Raw genomic sequence first — 17,386 nt, 5'->3', positions numbered from 1 at the left:
CAGCGCAGTCGAGAGAGGCATCTCCACCATGAGCACACTCCCCCCTTCCTCCCGCCAAACCCGCCCGGCGATCGCCTGGATCGGTCTCGGCATCATGGGCTCCCCCATGTCCGAGAACCTGGTCAAGGCGGGTTACGACGTCACCGGCTTCACCCTGGAGCAGGAGAAGCTGGACCGGCTGGCCGCCGCCGGCGGGACCGCGGCCCCCTCGATCGCCGAGGCCGTGCGCCACGCCGACGTGGTCATCACGATGGTGCCCGCGTCCCCGCAGGTCGAGGCCATCGCCTACGGTCCCGACGGCATCCTGGAGAACGCGAAGCCGGGCGCGCTGCTGATCGACATGTCGTCCATCACCCCGCAGACCTCCGTCGACCTGGCGGAGGCGGCCCGGGACAAGGGCCTCCGCGTCCTGGACGCGCCGGTGTCCGGCGGCGAGGCCGGGGCCGTCGAGGCCGTGCTGTCCATCATGGTCGGCGGCGAGCAGGCCGACTTCGACTTCGCGAAGCCGATTTTCGAGGCTCTCGGCAGGACCGTCGTGCTGTGCGGTCCGCACGGCTCGGGCCAGACGGTGAAGGCCGCCAACCAGCTGATCGTCGCCGTGAACATCCAGGCGTGCGCCGAGGCCGTGGTCTTCCTGGAGAAGTCCGGCGTGGACCTGGCGGCCGCGCTGGACGTGCTGGGCGGCGGCCTGGCCGGCTCCACCGTGCTGGCGCGGAAGAAGGGCAACTTCCTGGACCGCGACTTCCGGCCGGGCTTCCGGATCGACCTGCACCACAAGGACATGGGCATCGTGACCGACGCGGCCCGCAACGTCGGCGCCGCCCTGCCGGTCGGTGCCGTGGTCGCCCAGCTGGTCGCCTCCCTGCGCGCGCAGGGCGACGGCGGCCTGGACCACTCCGCGCTGCTGCGCGCGGTCGAGCGCCTCTCCGGCACCCGGGTCTGAGCCGCACCCCGACTTCCGGGCGGCGCCGCCGCTGACAACTGTCCTGTCGCGCCCAGGCGGCGGCGCCGCCCGGAAACCACTTCAACGCCCTGCGCGAGGACTGACACAGACGGCCCGCGCACGGCCGGACGGCCCGGATGAGGGGTGACCGGCCGGGGGTGCGCGGGCGTGGCACGGACCGTGGCGGTGTGCGAGCCAGTGCGGTGGTGAAGGACCGGAACGCCCTTCCCGACCTGAGGGAAGGCCGCCCGGCTCCGTCGCACCCGCCGCGGTCCCAGCCGTTGTGGACCCCGTCCGGCGGCGCGAACGACCTGTCGCGCCCAGCCTCGCGCCGTCGGACGGTCACAGCCTGAGCGCCGGACACGGAACCGCCCGTGTCCGGCGCTTCGGCGTGCGCATCCGTCCCGGCCGCAGGAGGCTGAAGGCATGACAGCACACCCACCCACGGAGTTCCCCCACATCGTCGTGCACGCTCCCGCCCTGGACGGCTCCCGCCGGGTCACCGAGGGGGACGTGACCCTGGGGCTCGCCTCGCATCTCGACGACGTGGTCGAGATCCTGCGGATGGCCGACCTGGACCGGATCGAGGTCGAGGAGAGCGACCTCATCGAGTGGCAGGGCGGCGGCCCGGACGACTGGCCGGGCCTGACCGAACATCCCGAAAGCCCCTGAACCCAGGTGAAGCGGGCGGCGAATCCTCAAATCAAGCTCTGAATCATGTTCAGCACGCTTCGGCCGCCCCGGTCGTGGGGCATATTCACTGCACACGGAGGCCGCCGGCACGGGGGCGGCGGCCTCCGTGTCACCGACAGCGGAGCGGGCGGTCCATCCTTCCGGACGGACCGCCCGCTTCGCTGTGCGGCGGCTCAGACCTTCAGCGTCCTGATCGACGTCGGCGCGTGGCCGGGCTCGGTCGCGATCTCCTCGAACTCCACGACGTTGCCGATGTCGTTGGTCGTCGACATCGAGATGTTGGTGACCCGCTCCAGGATCGCCTCCACCACCACCGGCACCCGGTGCTCCTGCGCCAGCTTCTTGGCCTGCTCGAAGGCCGCGCCCAACTCGTTCGGGTCGGTCACCCGGATCGCCTTGCAGCCCAGGCCCTCGGCGACCTTCACATGGTCGACGCCGTACACGCCCAGCTCGGGCGAGTTGATGTTCTCGAACTCCAGGCTGACCTGGAAGTCGATGTCGAACGCCCGCTGCGCCTGCCGGATCAGGCCCAGGTAGGAGTTGTTGACGAGGACGTGCACGTACGGGATCTTGTGCTGCGCGCCGACTGCCAGCTCCTCCAGCATGAACTGGAAGTCGTAGTCGCCGGAGAGGGCGACCACGGAGGCCTCGGGGTCGGCCCTGGCCACGCCCAGCGCGGCCGGGACCGTCCAGCCGAGGGGTCCCGCCTGGCCGCAGTTGATCCAGTGCCGCGGCCTGAAGACGTGCAGCATCTGGGCGCCGGCGATCTGCGAGAGGCCGATCGTGGAGACGTACCGGGTCTCCGGACCGAACGCCTTGTTCATCTCCTCGTAGACGCGCTGCGGTTTGATCGGGATGTCGTCGAAGTGGGTACGGCGCTGGAGGGTCGCCTTCTTCTCCTGGGCCGCGGCGGCCCACTCGCCGCGGTCGGGGAGCCTGCCCGCCGCCTTCAGCTCCCGCGCCACCTCCACGAAGAGCTTCAGCGCCGCCCCGGCGTCGGAGGCGATGCCGTAGTCGGGGGCGAAGATCCTGCCGATCTGGGTGGGCTCGATGTCGACGTGCACGAACGTGCGGCCGGCCGTGTAGACGTCCAGCTTGCCGGTGTGGCGGTTGGCCCAGCGGTTGCCGATGCCGAGGACGAAGTCGGACTCCAGGAAGGTCGCGTTGCCGTAGCGGTGGGAGGTCTGCAGGCCCACCATGCCGGCGTTCAGTTCGTGGTCGTCTGGGAGCACGCCCCACCCCATGAGCGTGGGGACGACCGGGGTTCCGGTCAACTCCGCGAATTCCACCAGCAGTCCGGCGGCGTCCGCGTTGATGACTCCGCCGCCCGCGACGATCAGCGGCCGCTCGGACGCGTTCAGCAGGCCGATCGCCTTCTCGGCCTGGGCGCGGGTCGCGGCCGGCCGGTAGACCGGGAGCGGCTCGTAGGTCTCCGGGTCGAACTCGATCTCGGTGAGCTGGACGTCGATCGGCAGGTCGATCAGGACCGGGCCGGGGCGGCCGGAGCGCATCAGGTGGAAGGCCTGCTGGAAGACGCCGGGGACCTGGGCCGCCTCCAGTACGGTGACCGCCATCTTCGTCACCGGCCGCGCGATCGAGGCGATGTCGACGGCCTGGAAGTCCTCCTTGTGGAGCACCGTGGTCGGTGCCTGGCCGGTGATGCAGAGGATCGGGACGGAGTCGCCGGTGGCCGAGTACAGCCCGGTGATCATGTCCGTGCCGGCCGGACCGGACGTACCGATGCAGACGCCGATGTTGCCGGGGCGGGTCCGGGTGTACCCCTCGGCCATGTGCGAGGCGCCCTCGACATGGCGGGCAAGGGTGTGGTCGATGCCTCCGGAGGCCTTGAGCGCCGCGTAGAACGGGTTGATCGCCGCGCCCGGCACCCCGAACGCGGCGCTGACGCCTTCGCGCTTGAGGATCTCGACTGCCGCGCGGGCAGAGGTCATTCGAGCCATGGAGTACTCCAGCTTCGGCTGTCGGATGCCTGCTCCCGTCGCGCCCCGCGGTGAGCATAATTCCGTATTACGGAAACTAAATTCTACTATCTGAAATCAATGTAGGGGTGGCGACGAACCTCGTCAAGGGACGGACAACCGGGCCCCGGCGGGAGCACCATGGGACGGCCGAACCGACGCGACGCCTGGGGTGGGGCCATGTCCGAGAGCGTGCCGCTGCGCTGTCCGGCCTGCCGGCGAGAGCACCGCTACACCGCGCCGTCCTACCCCTGCGCCTGCGGTGCCCCGGTCACCCCCTCCCTCGACGGCAGGACCGCGCCGGTGCCGGTCGCGCACCGGGCCTGGGACGAGGAGTGGGTGACGGTGAGCTGCGGCTCCTGCGGCCGCCGGGACCAGTGGCCGCAGCCCGAGCTGGGCTGCGGCTGCGGGGCGGTACTGCGCGTGCCGATCGCCGGGACCGAGTCCGCGCCCGCGTCGGCCCCGGAGCCGCGGTCACCCTTCCGGCCGGTCACGATCCGGACCGCCCGGGACGCGGTCACCGCCGCCGCGCTCTACCTGCGCTGGCTCGGCTACCCGGACATACGCCGTGCCGACCAGCGGCCGCCCTCCGGCGTCGGTCTGGCCGCGCGCGGCCTGGTCGCCCAGGTGGACCCGACCGTGCGGCCGGCCTCGCTGCGGGACGTGGAGTGCCTGTGGCTGGCGGCGATGACGGAGGACTCGCGCTGTGTCTACTTCTCCCTCGCGGGATACGCCGAGGACGCCCGTGACCGGGCCGACACGCTGGGGATACCGCTGTTCGTCCTGGACCTCACGGGGACACCGCAGCCGGTCAACGAACTCGCCGCCGGCCTGAACGCGTCGGGCGCCGGCTGAGACCCCTGGTCCCGGCCGGCGCCCGGCGCACGACGGGGCTCAGCCCGCGTACGCCGCCCTCAGCTCGATCTTCCGCACCTTCCCCGACACCGTCATCGGGAAGCTCTCCAGGATCTGGATCCGGCTCGGCGCCTTGTAGTGGGCCAGGCGGCCCGCGCAGAAGGCGCGCAGGTCCTCCAGGGTCGGCGGGTCGGCCGGGTCGTGCGGGATGACGCAGGCCAGGACCTCCTCGCCGTAGCGCTCGTGCGGCACCCCGACCACCTGGACGTCACGGACCTTGGGGTGGGCGTAGAGGAACTCCTCGATCTCACGCGGGTAGACGTTCTCGCCACCCCGGATGATCATGTCCTTGATCCGGCCCACGATCTCGACGTACCCGTCGTCACGCATCATCGCCAGGTCGCCGGTGTGCATCCAGCGCCCGGGGTCGACGGCCTCGGCGGTCTTCTCGGGCTCGTTCCAGTAGCCGAGCATCACGCTGTAGCCCCGGGTGCACAACTCGCCCGCCGTGCCCCGGGGCCGGGTGACCCCGGTGGCCGGGTCGACGATCTTGACCTCCAGGTGCGGCAGCACCCGGCCGACCGTGCCCGTGCGGTGTTCCAGGTCGTCCTCGATCCGGGTCTGGAGCGAGACCGGGGACGTCTCCGTCATCCCGTAGCAGATGGAGACCTCCGCCATGTGCATCTCGGCGACCACCCGCTTCATCACCTCCACCGGGCAGGGCGAGCCCGCCATGATGCCGGTGCGCAGCGTGGAGAGGTCGTAGGAGGCGAAGTCGGGCAGGTTCAACTCCGCGATGAACATGGTCGGTACGCCGTAGAGCGAGGTGCAGCGCTCCCGCCGGACCGCCTCCAGGGTGGCCTTCGGCTCGAAGGACGGGGCCGGGATCACGATGCAGGCCCCGTGCGAGGTGGCGGCCAGGTTGCCCATCACCATGCCGAAGCAGTGGTAGAAGGGCACCGGGACGCAGATCCGGTCCTGCTCGGTGTAGGTGACCAGCTCCCCCACGAAGTAGCCGTTGTTCAGGATGTTGTGGTGGGAGAGGGTGGCGCCTTTCGGGAAGCCGGTGGTCCCCGAGGTGTACTGGATGTTGATGGGGTCGTCGCAGGACAGTTCCGCTGCCCTGGCGGCCAGTTCGGCGCCCCGCTCGGCCGATCCCCGGGCGACCAGCGCGTCCCAGCTCGGATCCCCGATGTACACGGTCTCCCGCAGCTGCGGGCACCTGCCCCGCACCTCCTCCACCATCGCCCGGTAGTCGCTGCCCTTGTGGCTGAGGGAGGCGAACAGCAGCGAGATCCCCGCCTGGTTGAGGACGTACTCGACCTCGTGGGTGCGGTAGGCCGGGTTGATGTTGACCATGATCGCGCCGATGCGGGCGGTGGCGTACTGCACCAGCATCCACTCGGCGCAGTTGACCGCCCAGATGCCCACCCGGTCGCCCTTGGCGACGCCGCTCGCCAGCAGTGCGCACGCCAGCTCGTCGACGTCGGCGCCGAATCGGCGGTAGGTCCAGCGGCGCCCGGACGGGACGTCGACGAGCGCATCGTGGTCCGGCCAGGCCGCGACGGCCCGGTCGAGGTTGGCGCCGATGGTGTCGCCGAGCAGCACGGTCCCGCTCGTGCCGTGGGTGTACGAGATGCTCACCGGAAGTCCTCCTCGCGGTACTCGTCCGGCGCCCCGGCGGCCGTGGCCTCGCGCAGCTCGATCCGGCGGATCTTGCCGGAGACGGTCTTGGGCAGCGCCCCGAACTCCAGCCTGCGGACCCGCTTGTAGGGTGCCAGGACCTGACGGGAGTGCTCGAACAGCATCTTCGCGGTGCCCGGGCCCGGCTCCCAGCCCGCCGCCAGCACGACGTACGCCTTGGGCACCGCGAGCCGCAGCTCGTCCGGCGCCGGGACGACGGCCGCCTCGGCCACGGCCTCGTGCTCCAGGAGCGCGCTCTCCAGCTCGAACGGGCTGATCTTGTAGTCGGACGCCTTGAACACGTCGTCCGCGCGGCCCACGTAGGTGATGTAACCGTCCTCGTCCCGGGAGCCGATGTCACCGGTGCGGTAGTAGCCGCCGGCCATCGCCTCCGCGGTACGGTCCGCGTCCCCGTGGTATCCGGTCATCAGGCCCACCGGCCGCGCCGCCAGGTCGAGGGCGATCTCGCCCTCCGCCGCCCCGGGCGCGCCCGACACCGGATCGAGCAGTTCGACGCGGTAGCCCGGGCTCGGACGGCCCATCGAGCCGGTCTTCAGCGGCTGTCCGGGGCTGTTGGAGACCTGGACGGCCGTCTCGGTCTGGCCGAACCCGTCCCGGACGGTGGTGTTCCAGGCCCGCCGGACCTGCTCGATCACCTCGGGGTTGAGCGGCTCGCCGGCCGCCACCACCTCACGGGGCGGGGTACCCAGCTGGGTCAGGTCGGCCTGGATCAGCATCCGCCACACCGTCGGCGGAGCGCAGAAGGAGGTGATCCCGTGCCGGTCCATCTCGGCCATCAGCCGGCCCGCGTCGAACCGGCTGTAGTTGTGGATGAAGACGGTCGCCTCCGCGTTCCACGGCGCGAACAGGTTCGACCAGGCGTGCTTGGCCCAGCCCGGCGAGGAGATGTTCAGGTGGACGTCGCCCGGCCTGAGACCGATCCAGTACATGGTGGCCAGGTGCCCGATGGGGTACGAGGTGTGGGTGTGCTCGACCAGCTTGGGCCGGGCGGTGGTGCCCGAGGTGAAGTAGAGCATCAGCGGGTCGTCGGCGAGCGTCGGCCCGTCCGGCAGGAACCCGGCGTCCGCCGCGTAGGCGTCCTCGTAGGCCTCCCAGCCCTCGGCCATCCCGCCCACCGCGATCCGGGTGTACGTCCCCGCGACCTCCGCGAACTTGACGGCGTCCCCGGCGCGCGCGATCACGTGCTTCACCCGGCCCCGGTCGACGCGGTCGCACAGGTCGGCCGGGCCGAGCAGCGGGGTCGCCGGGATGACGACGGCGCGCAGCTTCATCGCGGCCAGCGCGGTCTCCCACAGCTCGGCCTGGTTGCCGAGCATGACGAGGATGCGGTCCTCCGGCTCGACGCCCCGCGCCCGCAGATGGCCCGCGACCCGGTCGGAGCGCTCGGACAACTCGGCGAAGGACAGCTTCGTCTCGGTGCCGTCCTCCTCGACGATGTGCAGGGCGGTGCGGTCGTTGCCCTCGGCGATGACGTCGAACCAGTCGAGCGCCCAGTTGAAGTGGTCGGGACGCGGCCACACGAACCCCTCGTAGGCGGCGGCATAGTCCGTACGGTGTTCCAGCAGGAAGTCCCGCGCCCTGCGGAAGTCCTCCGTCGCACTCGTCATTCGCGTCTCCTTCGGTACCGGACCATTGCCGGGCGGCTCTCTGGCATCGTGTAATCCGTGATGCAGGTCTCACTACCCCCGTACGGGGGTGTGAACAGCACGGGGCCGGGGTCGAAGGGCAGGACAGGTGGCAGCAGAGGTCGCCGGGGCGGTGGAGATTCGCGGTGCGCTGGCCAGACTCCGGCGCGCCACCGGGCTCCCGGTCGCCTTCGGCGGTCTGGTCGACGCCGACCGGCCACAGGTCCGGATCAGCGAGCTGAGCGGCGCCAACACGGCCGCTCTGCGCTCGCTCGCGGTCACCTCCGGCAACGGCCTGGGCGGCAGGGCCGTCATGCTGGCCCGCCCGTGCGCGGTCACCGACTACTCGCTCTCGAGGCAGATCAGCCACGAGTACGACATCCCGGTGGCGGCCGAGGGCATCCGCTCGGTCCTCGCGGTGCCCGTGGTGGTACGGCGCCGGGTGCGGGGCGTGCTCTACGGCGCGCTGCGCACCGCCGAGCCGCTGGGCGACCGCACGCTGGGCGCGGCGGTGGCGGCGGCGCGGGACGTGGAGCAGGCCCTGGTCGTACGGGACGAGGCACGCGGCCTGCTGGCGGCGGCGCGGCCGGAGCCCGCCGCCGCACCGGATCCGGGGGCCGCCTGGGAGCAGGTGCGGGAGGCGCATGCGGCGCTGCGGGCGCTTGCCCCGCGGATCTCCGACCCCGCTCTGCGTGCCGAACTGCTGGCCGCCTGCGGGCTGCTGGCCGCCCCGGCGCCCGCGGCCGCAAGGGTGCTGGCGCCCCGGGAGCTGGATGTGCTGGCCTGGGTGGCGGCCGGCGCCACCAACGCGATGGTGGCCGAGCGGCTCGGACTGCGGCCCGAGACGGTCAAGGCGTATCTGCGCTCGGCGATGCGGAAACTGGGTGCGCACACCCGGGGGGAGGCGGTGTCGGCGGCTCGTCGGACGGGGTTGTTGCCGTAGCAGAGGGAACCCGATCCATTCATGCATGCGTGCTTTGAATTACCTGATGCAAGGCCGCTGTTATTTCCCTCACCATGCCGTTCGACCGGATTTCAGGGTTCGTTGCCTAGAATTTGGCCCGAACACGACACACGAGGGGAGCGGTGACCGTGCGACGGGACTTCCAGGAGCCTGCCCGATGCCGCCCCGACCTGCTCATCGGCCGGGCGGAGCTGCTGTCGGCCGCCCGTGAACAGCTCGCCTCGGGCGGCAGTGTGCTCCTGCACGGGCCGGCCGGAATAGGGAAATCGACCGTCCTGCGGGCTTTGGAGACCGAATACTCCGGCGCCGCCCGCACCGTGTTGCGCTGCTCGGCCACCGAGTCCGAATCCCATCTTCCGTTCCTGGCCCTCGCCGACCTCCTCGGACTGGTCCTCGACGAGGTCGCGCCCCGGCTGCCCGGCGCCCAGCGCACCGCCCTGGAGTCGGCACTCACCGGCCGCGGCGAGTCCACCCTCCAGCGCGACGGCCTCGCCCTGCGCCTCGCGGTGCTCTCCGCGCTGCGCGCGCTGGCCGCCGAGGGCCCCGTACTGATCGTCGCGGACGACCTCCAGTGGCTGGATCCGGCCAGTGCCGAACTCCTCGGCTTCGCCGCCCGCCGCCTCGGCGGCACCCCGGTCCAACTGCTGTGCGCGGTCCGCACGGAGGGCCAGGAGTACGACCGTCACCTACGCGCGTCACCCCCGGACACGGTCGCCGTACGCCTCGGCCCGCTCACCCGCGCGCAGGTCGCCGACCTCCTCGACCACCGCGGCCACGCCGCGCTCCCCCGGGCCGCCGTCCGGGAGATCCACCGCACCAGCGGCGGCAACCCGCTGTTCGCGCTGGAGCTCGGCCGCGCCCTCGCCGAGAACCCCACCCCGCCCCGGCCCGGCGAGCCGCTGCCGGTGCCGACCTCGCTGCGCGCCCTGGTCCTGACCCGGCTGGACATGCTCTCGGTGGAGGCCCGCCGCACCCTCCTGGTGGCCAGCGCCGGCGCCCGGCCCACGCACGCCCTGCTGCACGCGGCCGGCCGGGAGAACGCCGAGGCCGAATGTGCCCAGGCGGCCGAACTCGGCCTGCTGGCCACCGAACCGGAGGGCCCGGCCGTACGCTTCGCGCACCCCCTCATCTCCGCCGCGCTGTACGCCGAGGCGCCCGCCCAGGAGCGGCGGGCCGCGCACGCGGCGCTGTCCACCGCGGCCTCCGACCCGATCGAGCGGGCCCGGCACCTGGCCCTGGCCGCCACCGGCACCGACCCGGAGGTGGCCGCCCGGCTCGCCGAGGCCGCCTCCCAGGCCCGCGACCGGGGCGCGCCCTCGGTGGCCGCGCAGCTCGGCCTGCTCGCCGCCCGGCACACCCCCGGTGACAACAGACCCGGCCCGGACGAGCGCCGGCTGCGGGCCGCCGAGGACGCGATCAGCGCCGGCGAGGTGGACCTCGCCCAGGACATCGCCCGCGAGGTGCTCACCCGGGCGACCCGGCCCGTCGACCGGGTACGGGCCTGGATCCTGGTGATCGACTCCGCCGGCCACACCATGACCGAGGTCGACGCGGCCTTCCCGCACGCCCTCGCCGACGCCGGCGACGACCCCCGGCTGCTCGGCAAGGTCCACTACCAGCTGGCCTGGCGTGCCCTGATCGTCGAGGGCGACTTCACCGAGGCCCGGCGGGCGGCCGCGCACTCCGCCGAACTGGCGGCGCGCGGCGAGGACCGCCGCACCGAGCTGCTCGCGCTCTCCCTCCAGGCCCAGGTCGAGACCCTGATGGGCCATCCGGGGGCGCCGGCCACCATCAAGCGCGCACTGCGGGAGCCTCAGGACCCCGGTGTGTCGTGCCACCACAACGGGGCCGGCAGCGCCCGGTTCCGCTGGCTGGTGATGGGCGACCAGCTGGCCGAGGCGCGGGCCACGGTCACCGCGCTGCTGCGGGAGGTCCGGCGGCGCGGCCAGGTGGAGAGCGAGGTGCACTTCCTGCGCGGGCTCGCCGAGACCGAACTGCGCTCCGGGCACTGCGGCCGGGCGCTCGACCTGGCCCGCGAGGGCCTGCACCTGGCCCACGACAGCGGGATCGGCGAGACCGCCTCCGCGATGCTCACCTCACTGGCCGAGTCCTCCGGCGGTGACGTGGACCGGGGGCTCGCGCTGGCCCGGGAGGCGGTGGACCACGCCGAGCAGGACGGCGACACCATGTACCTGTCCCGGGCTCTCGGCGCCCTCGGGTACGCCCAGTTGGTGGCGGGCGATCCGGCGGGCACCGTGCGCTCGCTGCGCCGGGTGCGGGAGCTGGAGCAGAGCCTCGGCATCACCGACCCGGCCCGCGGCCGCTGGCAGGGCGACCTGGCCGAGGCGCTGGTCCGGGTGGGTGAGACGGCCGAGGCGCAGGACGTCATCGACGTCACCCGGGAGCACGCGCTCAGGCTCGGCCGGGAGAGTGTCCTCGCCGCGCTCGACCGGGCCGAGGCGCTGGTCCGGGCGGCCCACGGGGAGCACGAGGCGGCCGTCGCCCAGCTGACCTCGGCTCAGGACCGGTTCGCCAAACTGGGCTACGGCCTGGAGGAGGCCCGCGCCGCGTTCGCCCTGGCCTCGCTGCGCGAGCGGCGCTCCCCCACGGCCTACGACGAGGCCACCCGGCTGTTCCGCCGGTGCCGGGCGCTGCCGTGGCTGCGCCAGGTGGACGAGGCCGTGTCGGCCCCGGAGCCGCCGGTCGAGGCGCCCGCCGCGCTCGACGCCCTGGACGGGCTGGCCGCGATGGAGCGTCAGGTCGCCGCGTTGGTCATGGAGGGCGCCACCAACCGGGAGATCGCCGCCCGGCTGTTCATCAGCGTCAAGACGGTGGAGGCGACCCTGACCCGGGTCTACCGCAAGCTGGGCATACGATCGCGGGTGGACATAGTCCGTTTGGCCGCGGGGCGGCGCGCGAAGTGAGAGCGCTCCCGGTTAACTGAGGCGGACCGAGGGTTTTCCCTCCCCCATCCCCCTAGGGGGTTCCCTCATTGGGAGGGTGGGGTTCCGCGCTCTAGCTTATGGATGTGCCGCTCGCCCGGGCATACGGGGGCCGGTCCCGCGACCCCCGTGCACCCCCCACGCCCGCGCGACCCCCCACCGGCAACCCCCACTGAGGAGACTCATGTTCGGGCTCAACCGCGCCAGACAGACCGCCGCCCTCGTGGTGGCGACGGCTGCCGCCGCAGCGACCGTGCTGATCGCGTCCCCCACCGCGTCAGCCGCCCCCCAGCCGATCGTCGGCGGCACGACGACCACGACCACGGCGTACCCGTTCATGATGCAGATCACGGACGCGTCGGGCAGCCAGTTCTGCGGCGGCACCCTGGTGTCGGCCACCAAGGTGGTGACCGCGGCGCACTGCATGGAGGGCGAGACCACCAGCAGCGTCCGCGTGGTCGGCGGCCGGACGAACCTGGACGGCACCAACGGCACGGTGAGCCGGGTCAGCAAGATCTGGATCAACCCGGACTACACGGACGCCACCAACGGCGACGACGTGTCGGTCCTCACCCTCTCGACGGCGATGACGTACACCCCGGCGTCGTACGTCAGCTCCTCCCAGACCGGCCTGTACTCGGCCGGCACCACGGCCCGCATCCTCGGCTGGGGCACCACCTCGGAGAACGGCAGCTCCTCCAACCAGCTGCGGACCACGACCGTCCCGATCGTGTCCGACTCCAGCTGCAAGAGCTCCTACGGTTCGGACTTCGTCCAGACCGACATGGTTTGCGCCGGATACACGTCCGGTGGCGTAGACACCTGCCAGGGCGACAGCGGCGGTCCCCTGCTCATCGGGGGCGTCCTGGCAGGGATCACTTCCTGGGGAGAGGGGTGCGCGGAGGCCGGTTACCCGGGTGTCTACACCCGGCTGACCACCTTCTCGAACCTGGTGACCGCGCAGGTCAACTCGTAACCGGAGGCTTCCCGGGCATCGCCCGGGTGAGTGACCGGGGGGCGTTGCGGGCTACCACGAGCAGCCCGCAGCGCCCCCTATCCATGTCCCGCCCGCGTTCGGCCGGTCTCCGGACGCCGCGTTCTCAGGCCGCCCCGTTCGAACGGTCACCGGCCGGCCGCGGGCAGGACGGTCCCGAACCGGATGTCGTACGACGCACCCGGGTACAAGCTGGCCAGCATCCGCTCGCCCTCCGCCAGCACGGCCGCCCGCCGGCCCCGGCTCAGCCGGCCGAACGGCTCGACGACCAGGGTGTCGTCCACCGTCTTCCACACGCCCGCCACGAAGCCGTCGACGAGCAGGGTGCGGTGCGGCTGACCGCCCTGCCACAGGCGGCCCCGGTGCTCGGGCGGGATGACCCGGGTGCGGTCGGCGTGCGAGAGGAGCAGGTTGTCGTACTCGGGGAGGAAGCGCGGCGGGGCCGGGGTCCGGGGGTCGGGGCGGGGCGCGTCGGGCAGGTCGAAGAGTTCGGCACCGTGCTCGTCCCGGAAGGCGACGAGGCGGGGCCGGAGCCGCTCGAAGACCTCACGCAGCCGGGTGAGTCCGGCCCAGGTCTGCATGTCCTTGACGGAGGCGGGGCCGAAGGCGGCGAGATAGCGCAGCACGGTCTCGTCCGGCGCCGGGGCCGGGGCGGTGGGGCGTCCCAGCCAGTGCTCGGCGGTGGTCAGGGCGACCCGCCCGGACCGGCCCCACAGACCGCGCGGCGGAACCTGGACGAGGGGCAGGGTGCAGCGGGCGGCGAGGGCCAGGGACTGCGGGTCGGCGCCGGGCCATTCCGCGAGGAGGGCCTGGCGCAGCTCGGCCATGGTGCGCGGCTCGGCCTCGACCAGGTCGCGGGCGAGTGCGGCAAGCCGGTCGAGGTCGACGCCCGCGAGGCCCTTGCGGAAGGCGGTCAGCTCACGGGTGCGGGCGGGCTGGACGAGCGGGCGCAGGGTGCGGGCGTCGTCGGCGGTGTGGGTGTGGATGGTCGACCGCAGGGTGACGATGCGGACGACCTCACGGTCCGTCATCAGCCGTGAGAGCCGCTCGGGGTCGAAGCCGTCGAGGCGGGCGGCGAGGGCATGGTACGGCGGCTTCACGTTCTGCGCCTGGAGGCCGACGAGGTGCGCCACGGCGTCCTCGACCGAGCGGGACGACCGGCGCAGCAGCAGCTGGCGGTCGAGGGTGGCGCGGTTGAGGGCGCGGGTACCGAGGACCGGGCGGGGCGACGTCTTCGTCATGACACGCACGCTAGCGTCCGTCGCGGACAGATCCTGTCCTCATTCGGCACCGCATCCCGTACTTGCCCGCTCCCTTCCCGTCCGGCCACGCCCCATCACTACAATCACCTGGATCACGCCGACGCAGTCCCATCGAGAGGCGGCCGCGATGTCCGAGCGACGCCCCAGTCCGGCCTCGAAGAACTCCGGGAACGGCAGGAACGGCCGGAGCACCAGGAGGTCCGTCTGGCGCCGCGCCCTGCCGCCGGACCACGACACGGCCGAACTCCCGGAGCCGGGTTCCGCGGCGACGGAACCGGGTGAACCACCGAGCGTGGTGGAGGCGGCGCTCTACCGGGACGGGGTGCGGGTGTCGACGCCGGCGACCCTCGCACAGACGTACCGCGAACTGCGCGACCAGGCCTCGGTGATGGCGTGGATCGGCCTGGGCCGCCCCACCTCGGACGAACTCCTCTCGCTGGCCGCCGAGTTCGATCTGCACCCGCTCGCGGTCGAGGACGCGATGGAGGCACATCAGCGTCCGAAGCTGGAGCGGTACGGCGACACGCTGTTCGTGGTCCTGCGTGCCGCCCGCTACCTGGACGCGCCGGAGGAGGTCGACTTCGCCGAGCTGCACGTCTTCGTGGGCCCGGACTTCGTGATCACGGTGCGGCACGGCGCGGCACCGGACCTCTCGGCGGTCCGCCTCCGCATGGAGGACAGCCCCGACCTGCTCAAACTCGGCCCCGAGGCGGTCCTGTACGCCATCCTCGACGCGGTGGTGGACGGCTACGCCCCGGTCGTGGAGGGCGTCCAGAACGACATCGACGAGATCGAGACGGAGGTCTTCCGCGGCGACCCGGAGGTCTCCCGCCGCATCTACGAACTCTCCCGCGAGATGGTCGAGTTCCAGCGTGCCACCCGCCCCCTGGTCGGCATGCTGCACAGCCTGATCGCCGGCTTCGCCAAGTACGACACGGACGAGGAACTCCAGCGCTATCTGCGCGACGTCGCCGACCACGTCACCCACATCAGCGAACGCGTCGACGGCTTCCGCCAGGCCCTCACGGAGATCCTCACGGTCAACGCGACCCTGGTCACCCAGCAACAGAACGCGGAGATGCGCGCGTTGGCGGAGGCGGGCTTCGAACAGAACGAGGAGATCAAGAAGATCTCTTCATGGGCGGCCATTCTGTTCGCGCCCACGCTGGTCGGGACGATCTACGGCATGAACTTCCGGGAGATGCCGGAGTTGCACTGGGTGTTGGGATACCCCTTCGCAATCATCCTGATGGCGATCGTATGCACCAGTTTGTACTTCATTTTCAAACGGAAAGACTGGCTCTGAGTAACTGATCACCCAGGGCCTGCGTCAGGGCGTCACCGGGGCGTCCGCGACCGCCTTCAGCGCCGTCCGGAGCCGCTGGGGAGAATCTGGGGAGAATGAAACGCGCATCGCTTCGGCTGACACTCCCCAGCCTCAGATCCACTCGCTCCGACTGAGGATTCCTCGCCGCCGCCACAAGGTGCCCGTTGGACACGGAGGGTAAGCAGTCCCAGGCCTGAGAGGCGTCCGGGGAAATTCGGTCGAGAAGGTCGCGGTGGGTTGCGACTCTGGCCCGATGCTGTTCAAGCTGACCGGATCCCGATGTTGGGGCAAGACGACACTCGACCGGTCGGCGGCCGACCGGCTCCAGCAGATCGCCATACACGACTCCGACAGATGTGGCGCTATGACCCCGATCAGGTAACGACGCCGCAGTCCTTGGCATCTTGCCGCCGCATCACCGGTGGCTCCCCGCAGACCCGGGGGCGGATCCCGGGTACGGCCGATAGGAGCCCCGGTCTCCGCGCCGACGCCCCGCGAGGAATCCGGGCCAGCTCGCCGTGCTGTTGTGGGCCGGTGCCGTCGTGGAAACCTGGTGTCCGGCCGGACGCTCGCCGCTACATAGGTGTACGGCAATTCCGCCCCGGCCGGCCGCCGGACCTGCCCGCACCACACGGGCCCTGACAGAACAGCGAGCAGCTGGTGCAAAGCCTCGAAGAACGCATTGCCCGTGTTTGGCACCAGGAGGTCCGGCCGCTGGTCGACGACGCCTTTCGCTGCCACAGCACCGGTACCCCCCGGGCCGCCATCGTGGCGACCTGGACGGCCGTCTGCACCGACATCATCCACAAGCTCTACCAGCTTGCCGAGGATGGCGACGGCAAGGCTGCCGACATCGTCGCGAAACTCAACGAGGCCCGGGGAAAGCTTGATAGTGCAGCGATCAAGATCGTGGAGGACGTGGAGAAGAGGCTTTTGGAGGACGCGCTTGATCTGGAGCTGATCGACGGGATCGAGCACCGGCAGCTGCTGCGTCTGAAGGAGGATCGTAACCTCTGCGCACACCCCTCCCTCAGGTCGCTCGGCGACGTCTTCGCCCCGACCGGCGACTACGCACGGGCCCACCTCGTGGCCGCGCTGGACGCCCTGCTGGTGCACCCGCCCACCCAGGGGCGCAAAGCGGTCGACCGGTATATCGCCCACGTGGACGACCCCTCCTTCGTCGGCCACGCCGACTACCTGGTGCAGATGTTCGCCCAGCGGGTGAAGTCCAGCGCCTGGAAGCAGATCGTTGCCATAGCGGCCAAGCACGCCATGCTCGAACTGCCAGTGCCCGAGACCAGCAGCATCGCCTCGAACGTGGCCGCAGACCGGCACGCTCTCTGCCTGATTGCCTTCGCCCAGCACGACCGCGACGCCGTGCGGGAGGCCGTGACCAAAACCATGGCCAAGTTCAACGAGCTTCCCATGGAGCGGCAGCTGAAGGGGCTTACGCGCCTAAGCGAGTTCGACGTCTTCACCGACGCCCTCGACGCGACGGTGTGCCAGCAGATCGGCACCTACGTTGACCAGCTTCAGTACCCGCCAGCCGGCACGGGGGCCCGCCGGGTGATCGACGTGATCGCGTTGGCTGGCAGCGACGCCATACGGGCCCGCATCCCTGCCCTGGCCAGGAAATTCACCGAGTTCGATCCGTACCAGCAGGCCGACGTCATCGCCGCGAATCCCTCCGCCTACTTCACCGACGTCGTGGCGGAAATCCTGGCCGCGGCCGGCAACTACCGCGCCGGTGAACACTTCGGCGAGAGTGTGGTGATCCGGCTGGCCGGCTTCATCCGGCCGGAGCAGTTGGCGGGAATCCTGGCCGCCTGGGCTGAGAACCAGGAGTGCCGTGCCGCAGCGAAGATGCCCGACCTCGCGGCGCTCTTCTGGACGCGGGCCCCGCAGCTTCACGGTCTCGGAGCGTGGACGGAGTTCATCAAGCGGGTGCGGGAGCTCGCGGAGACGGACTGGTACCGGTACGACGAGCTGGCCGCCTGTATCGGCTACCCGGAGGCCACCGCTTCGTAGGGTCTGGGGGTTGCTACCGGTAGGGTCGCATGTGCATTTATCGGGTAAGCCCTTGGCTGGTCACCCACCTTCC

General features: G+C 71.5%; 12 protein-coding genes. 8 read left to right on the top strand and 4 right to left on the bottom strand.

Annotated elements, in window-relative coordinates:
* Positions 1 to 28 precede the first annotated feature (28 nt).
* Both ACZ4O3_RS02845 and ACZ4O3_RS02840 read left to right on the top strand, forming a co-directional pair.
* Positions 29 to 943, top strand: coding sequence for a 2-hydroxy-3-oxopropionate reductase (locus ACZ4O3_RS02845; RefSeq protein ID WP_467720929.1), 915 nt, complete (start codon positions 29 to 31; stop codon positions 941 to 943).
* Between the two features lie 426 nt (positions 944 to 1,369).
* A complete protein-coding gene (locus tag ACZ4O3_RS02840) occupies positions 1,370 to 1,615 on the top strand; it encodes a hypothetical protein (protein WP_362728090.1) in 246 nt (81 codons plus the stop codon).
* Between the two features lie 194 nt (positions 1,616 to 1,809).
* Here ACZ4O3_RS02840 and gcl read toward each other — a convergent pair whose 3' ends face one another.
* Entirely contained in the window at positions 1,810 to 3,594 is a 1,785-nt protein-coding gene (gcl, locus tag ACZ4O3_RS02835) for a glyoxylate carboligase (protein WP_362731561.1), read from the bottom strand.
* 198 nt (positions 3,595 to 3,792) lie between these two features.
* Between gcl and ACZ4O3_RS02830 the strand changes: the two genes are divergently transcribed.
* Entirely contained in the window at positions 3,793 to 4,467 is a 675-nt protein-coding gene (locus ACZ4O3_RS02830) for a hypothetical protein (protein WP_467720928.1), read from the top strand.
* A gap of 39 nt (positions 4,468 to 4,506) precedes the next feature.
* Here the strand turns inward: ACZ4O3_RS02830 and ACZ4O3_RS02825 are convergent, their stop codons facing one another.
* Both ACZ4O3_RS02825 and ACZ4O3_RS02820 read right to left on the bottom strand, forming a co-directional pair.
* Positions 4,507 to 6,105, bottom strand: a complete 1,599-nt coding sequence (locus tag ACZ4O3_RS02825; protein ID WP_467721008.1) for an AMP-binding protein — start codon at positions 6,103 to 6,105, stop codon at positions 4,507 to 4,509.
* Between the two features lie 2 nt (positions 6,106 to 6,107).
* Positions 6,108 to 7,778, bottom strand: a complete 1,671-nt coding sequence (locus ACZ4O3_RS02820) for an AMP-binding protein (protein ID WP_467720927.1) — start codon at positions 7,776 to 7,778, stop codon at positions 6,108 to 6,110.
* A 127-nt stretch (positions 7,779 to 7,905) separates the two neighbouring features.
* On the opposite strand from ACZ4O3_RS02820, the gene ACZ4O3_RS02815 reads away from it, so the two are divergent.
* From ACZ4O3_RS02815 to ACZ4O3_RS02805, 3 genes are all read left to right on the top strand, one after another.
* Entirely contained in the window at positions 7,906 to 8,739 is an 834-nt protein-coding gene (locus tag ACZ4O3_RS02815; protein ID WP_467720926.1) for a helix-turn-helix transcriptional regulator, read from the top strand.
* 143 nt (positions 8,740 to 8,882) lie between these two features.
* Positions 8,883 to 11,684 carry an AAA family ATPase gene (locus ACZ4O3_RS02810; RefSeq protein ID WP_467720925.1) on the top strand — a complete coding sequence of 934 codons (2,802 nt, stop codon included), beginning with the start codon at positions 8,883 to 8,885 and terminating at the stop codon, positions 11,682 to 11,684.
* A 202-nt stretch (positions 11,685 to 11,886) separates the two neighbouring features.
* Positions 11,887 to 12,678, top strand: coding sequence for a S1 family peptidase (locus tag ACZ4O3_RS02805; RefSeq protein WP_362731387.1), 792 nt, complete (start codon positions 11,887 to 11,889; stop codon positions 12,676 to 12,678).
* A 146-nt stretch (positions 12,679 to 12,824) separates the two neighbouring features.
* Here ACZ4O3_RS02805 and ACZ4O3_RS02800 read toward each other — a convergent pair whose 3' ends face one another.
* Positions 12,825 to 13,937, bottom strand: a complete 1,113-nt coding sequence (locus ACZ4O3_RS02800; RefSeq protein ID WP_467720924.1) for a winged helix DNA-binding domain-containing protein — start codon at positions 13,935 to 13,937, stop codon at positions 12,825 to 12,827.
* Positions 13,938 to 14,085: 148 nt separating this feature from the next.
* Between ACZ4O3_RS02800 and ACZ4O3_RS02795 the strand changes: the two genes are divergently transcribed.
* Together ACZ4O3_RS02795 and ACZ4O3_RS02790 are read left to right on the top strand one after the other, a co-directional pair.
* Complete coding sequence (locus tag ACZ4O3_RS02795) at positions 14,086 to 15,264, top strand: magnesium and cobalt transport protein CorA (protein WP_467720923.1); 1,179 nt, start codon at positions 14,086 to 14,088, stop codon at positions 15,262 to 15,264.
* 681 nt (positions 15,265 to 15,945) lie between these two features.
* Entirely contained in the window at positions 15,946 to 17,313 is a 1,368-nt protein-coding gene (locus ACZ4O3_RS02790; protein ID WP_467720922.1) for a hypothetical protein, read from the top strand.
* Positions 17,314 to 17,386 lie beyond the last annotated feature (73 nt).

The sequence above is a fragment of the Streptomyces sp. NPDC026515 genome (assembly GCF_055567595.1).
This window is presented reverse-complemented; position numbering and strand designations above follow the sequence as displayed.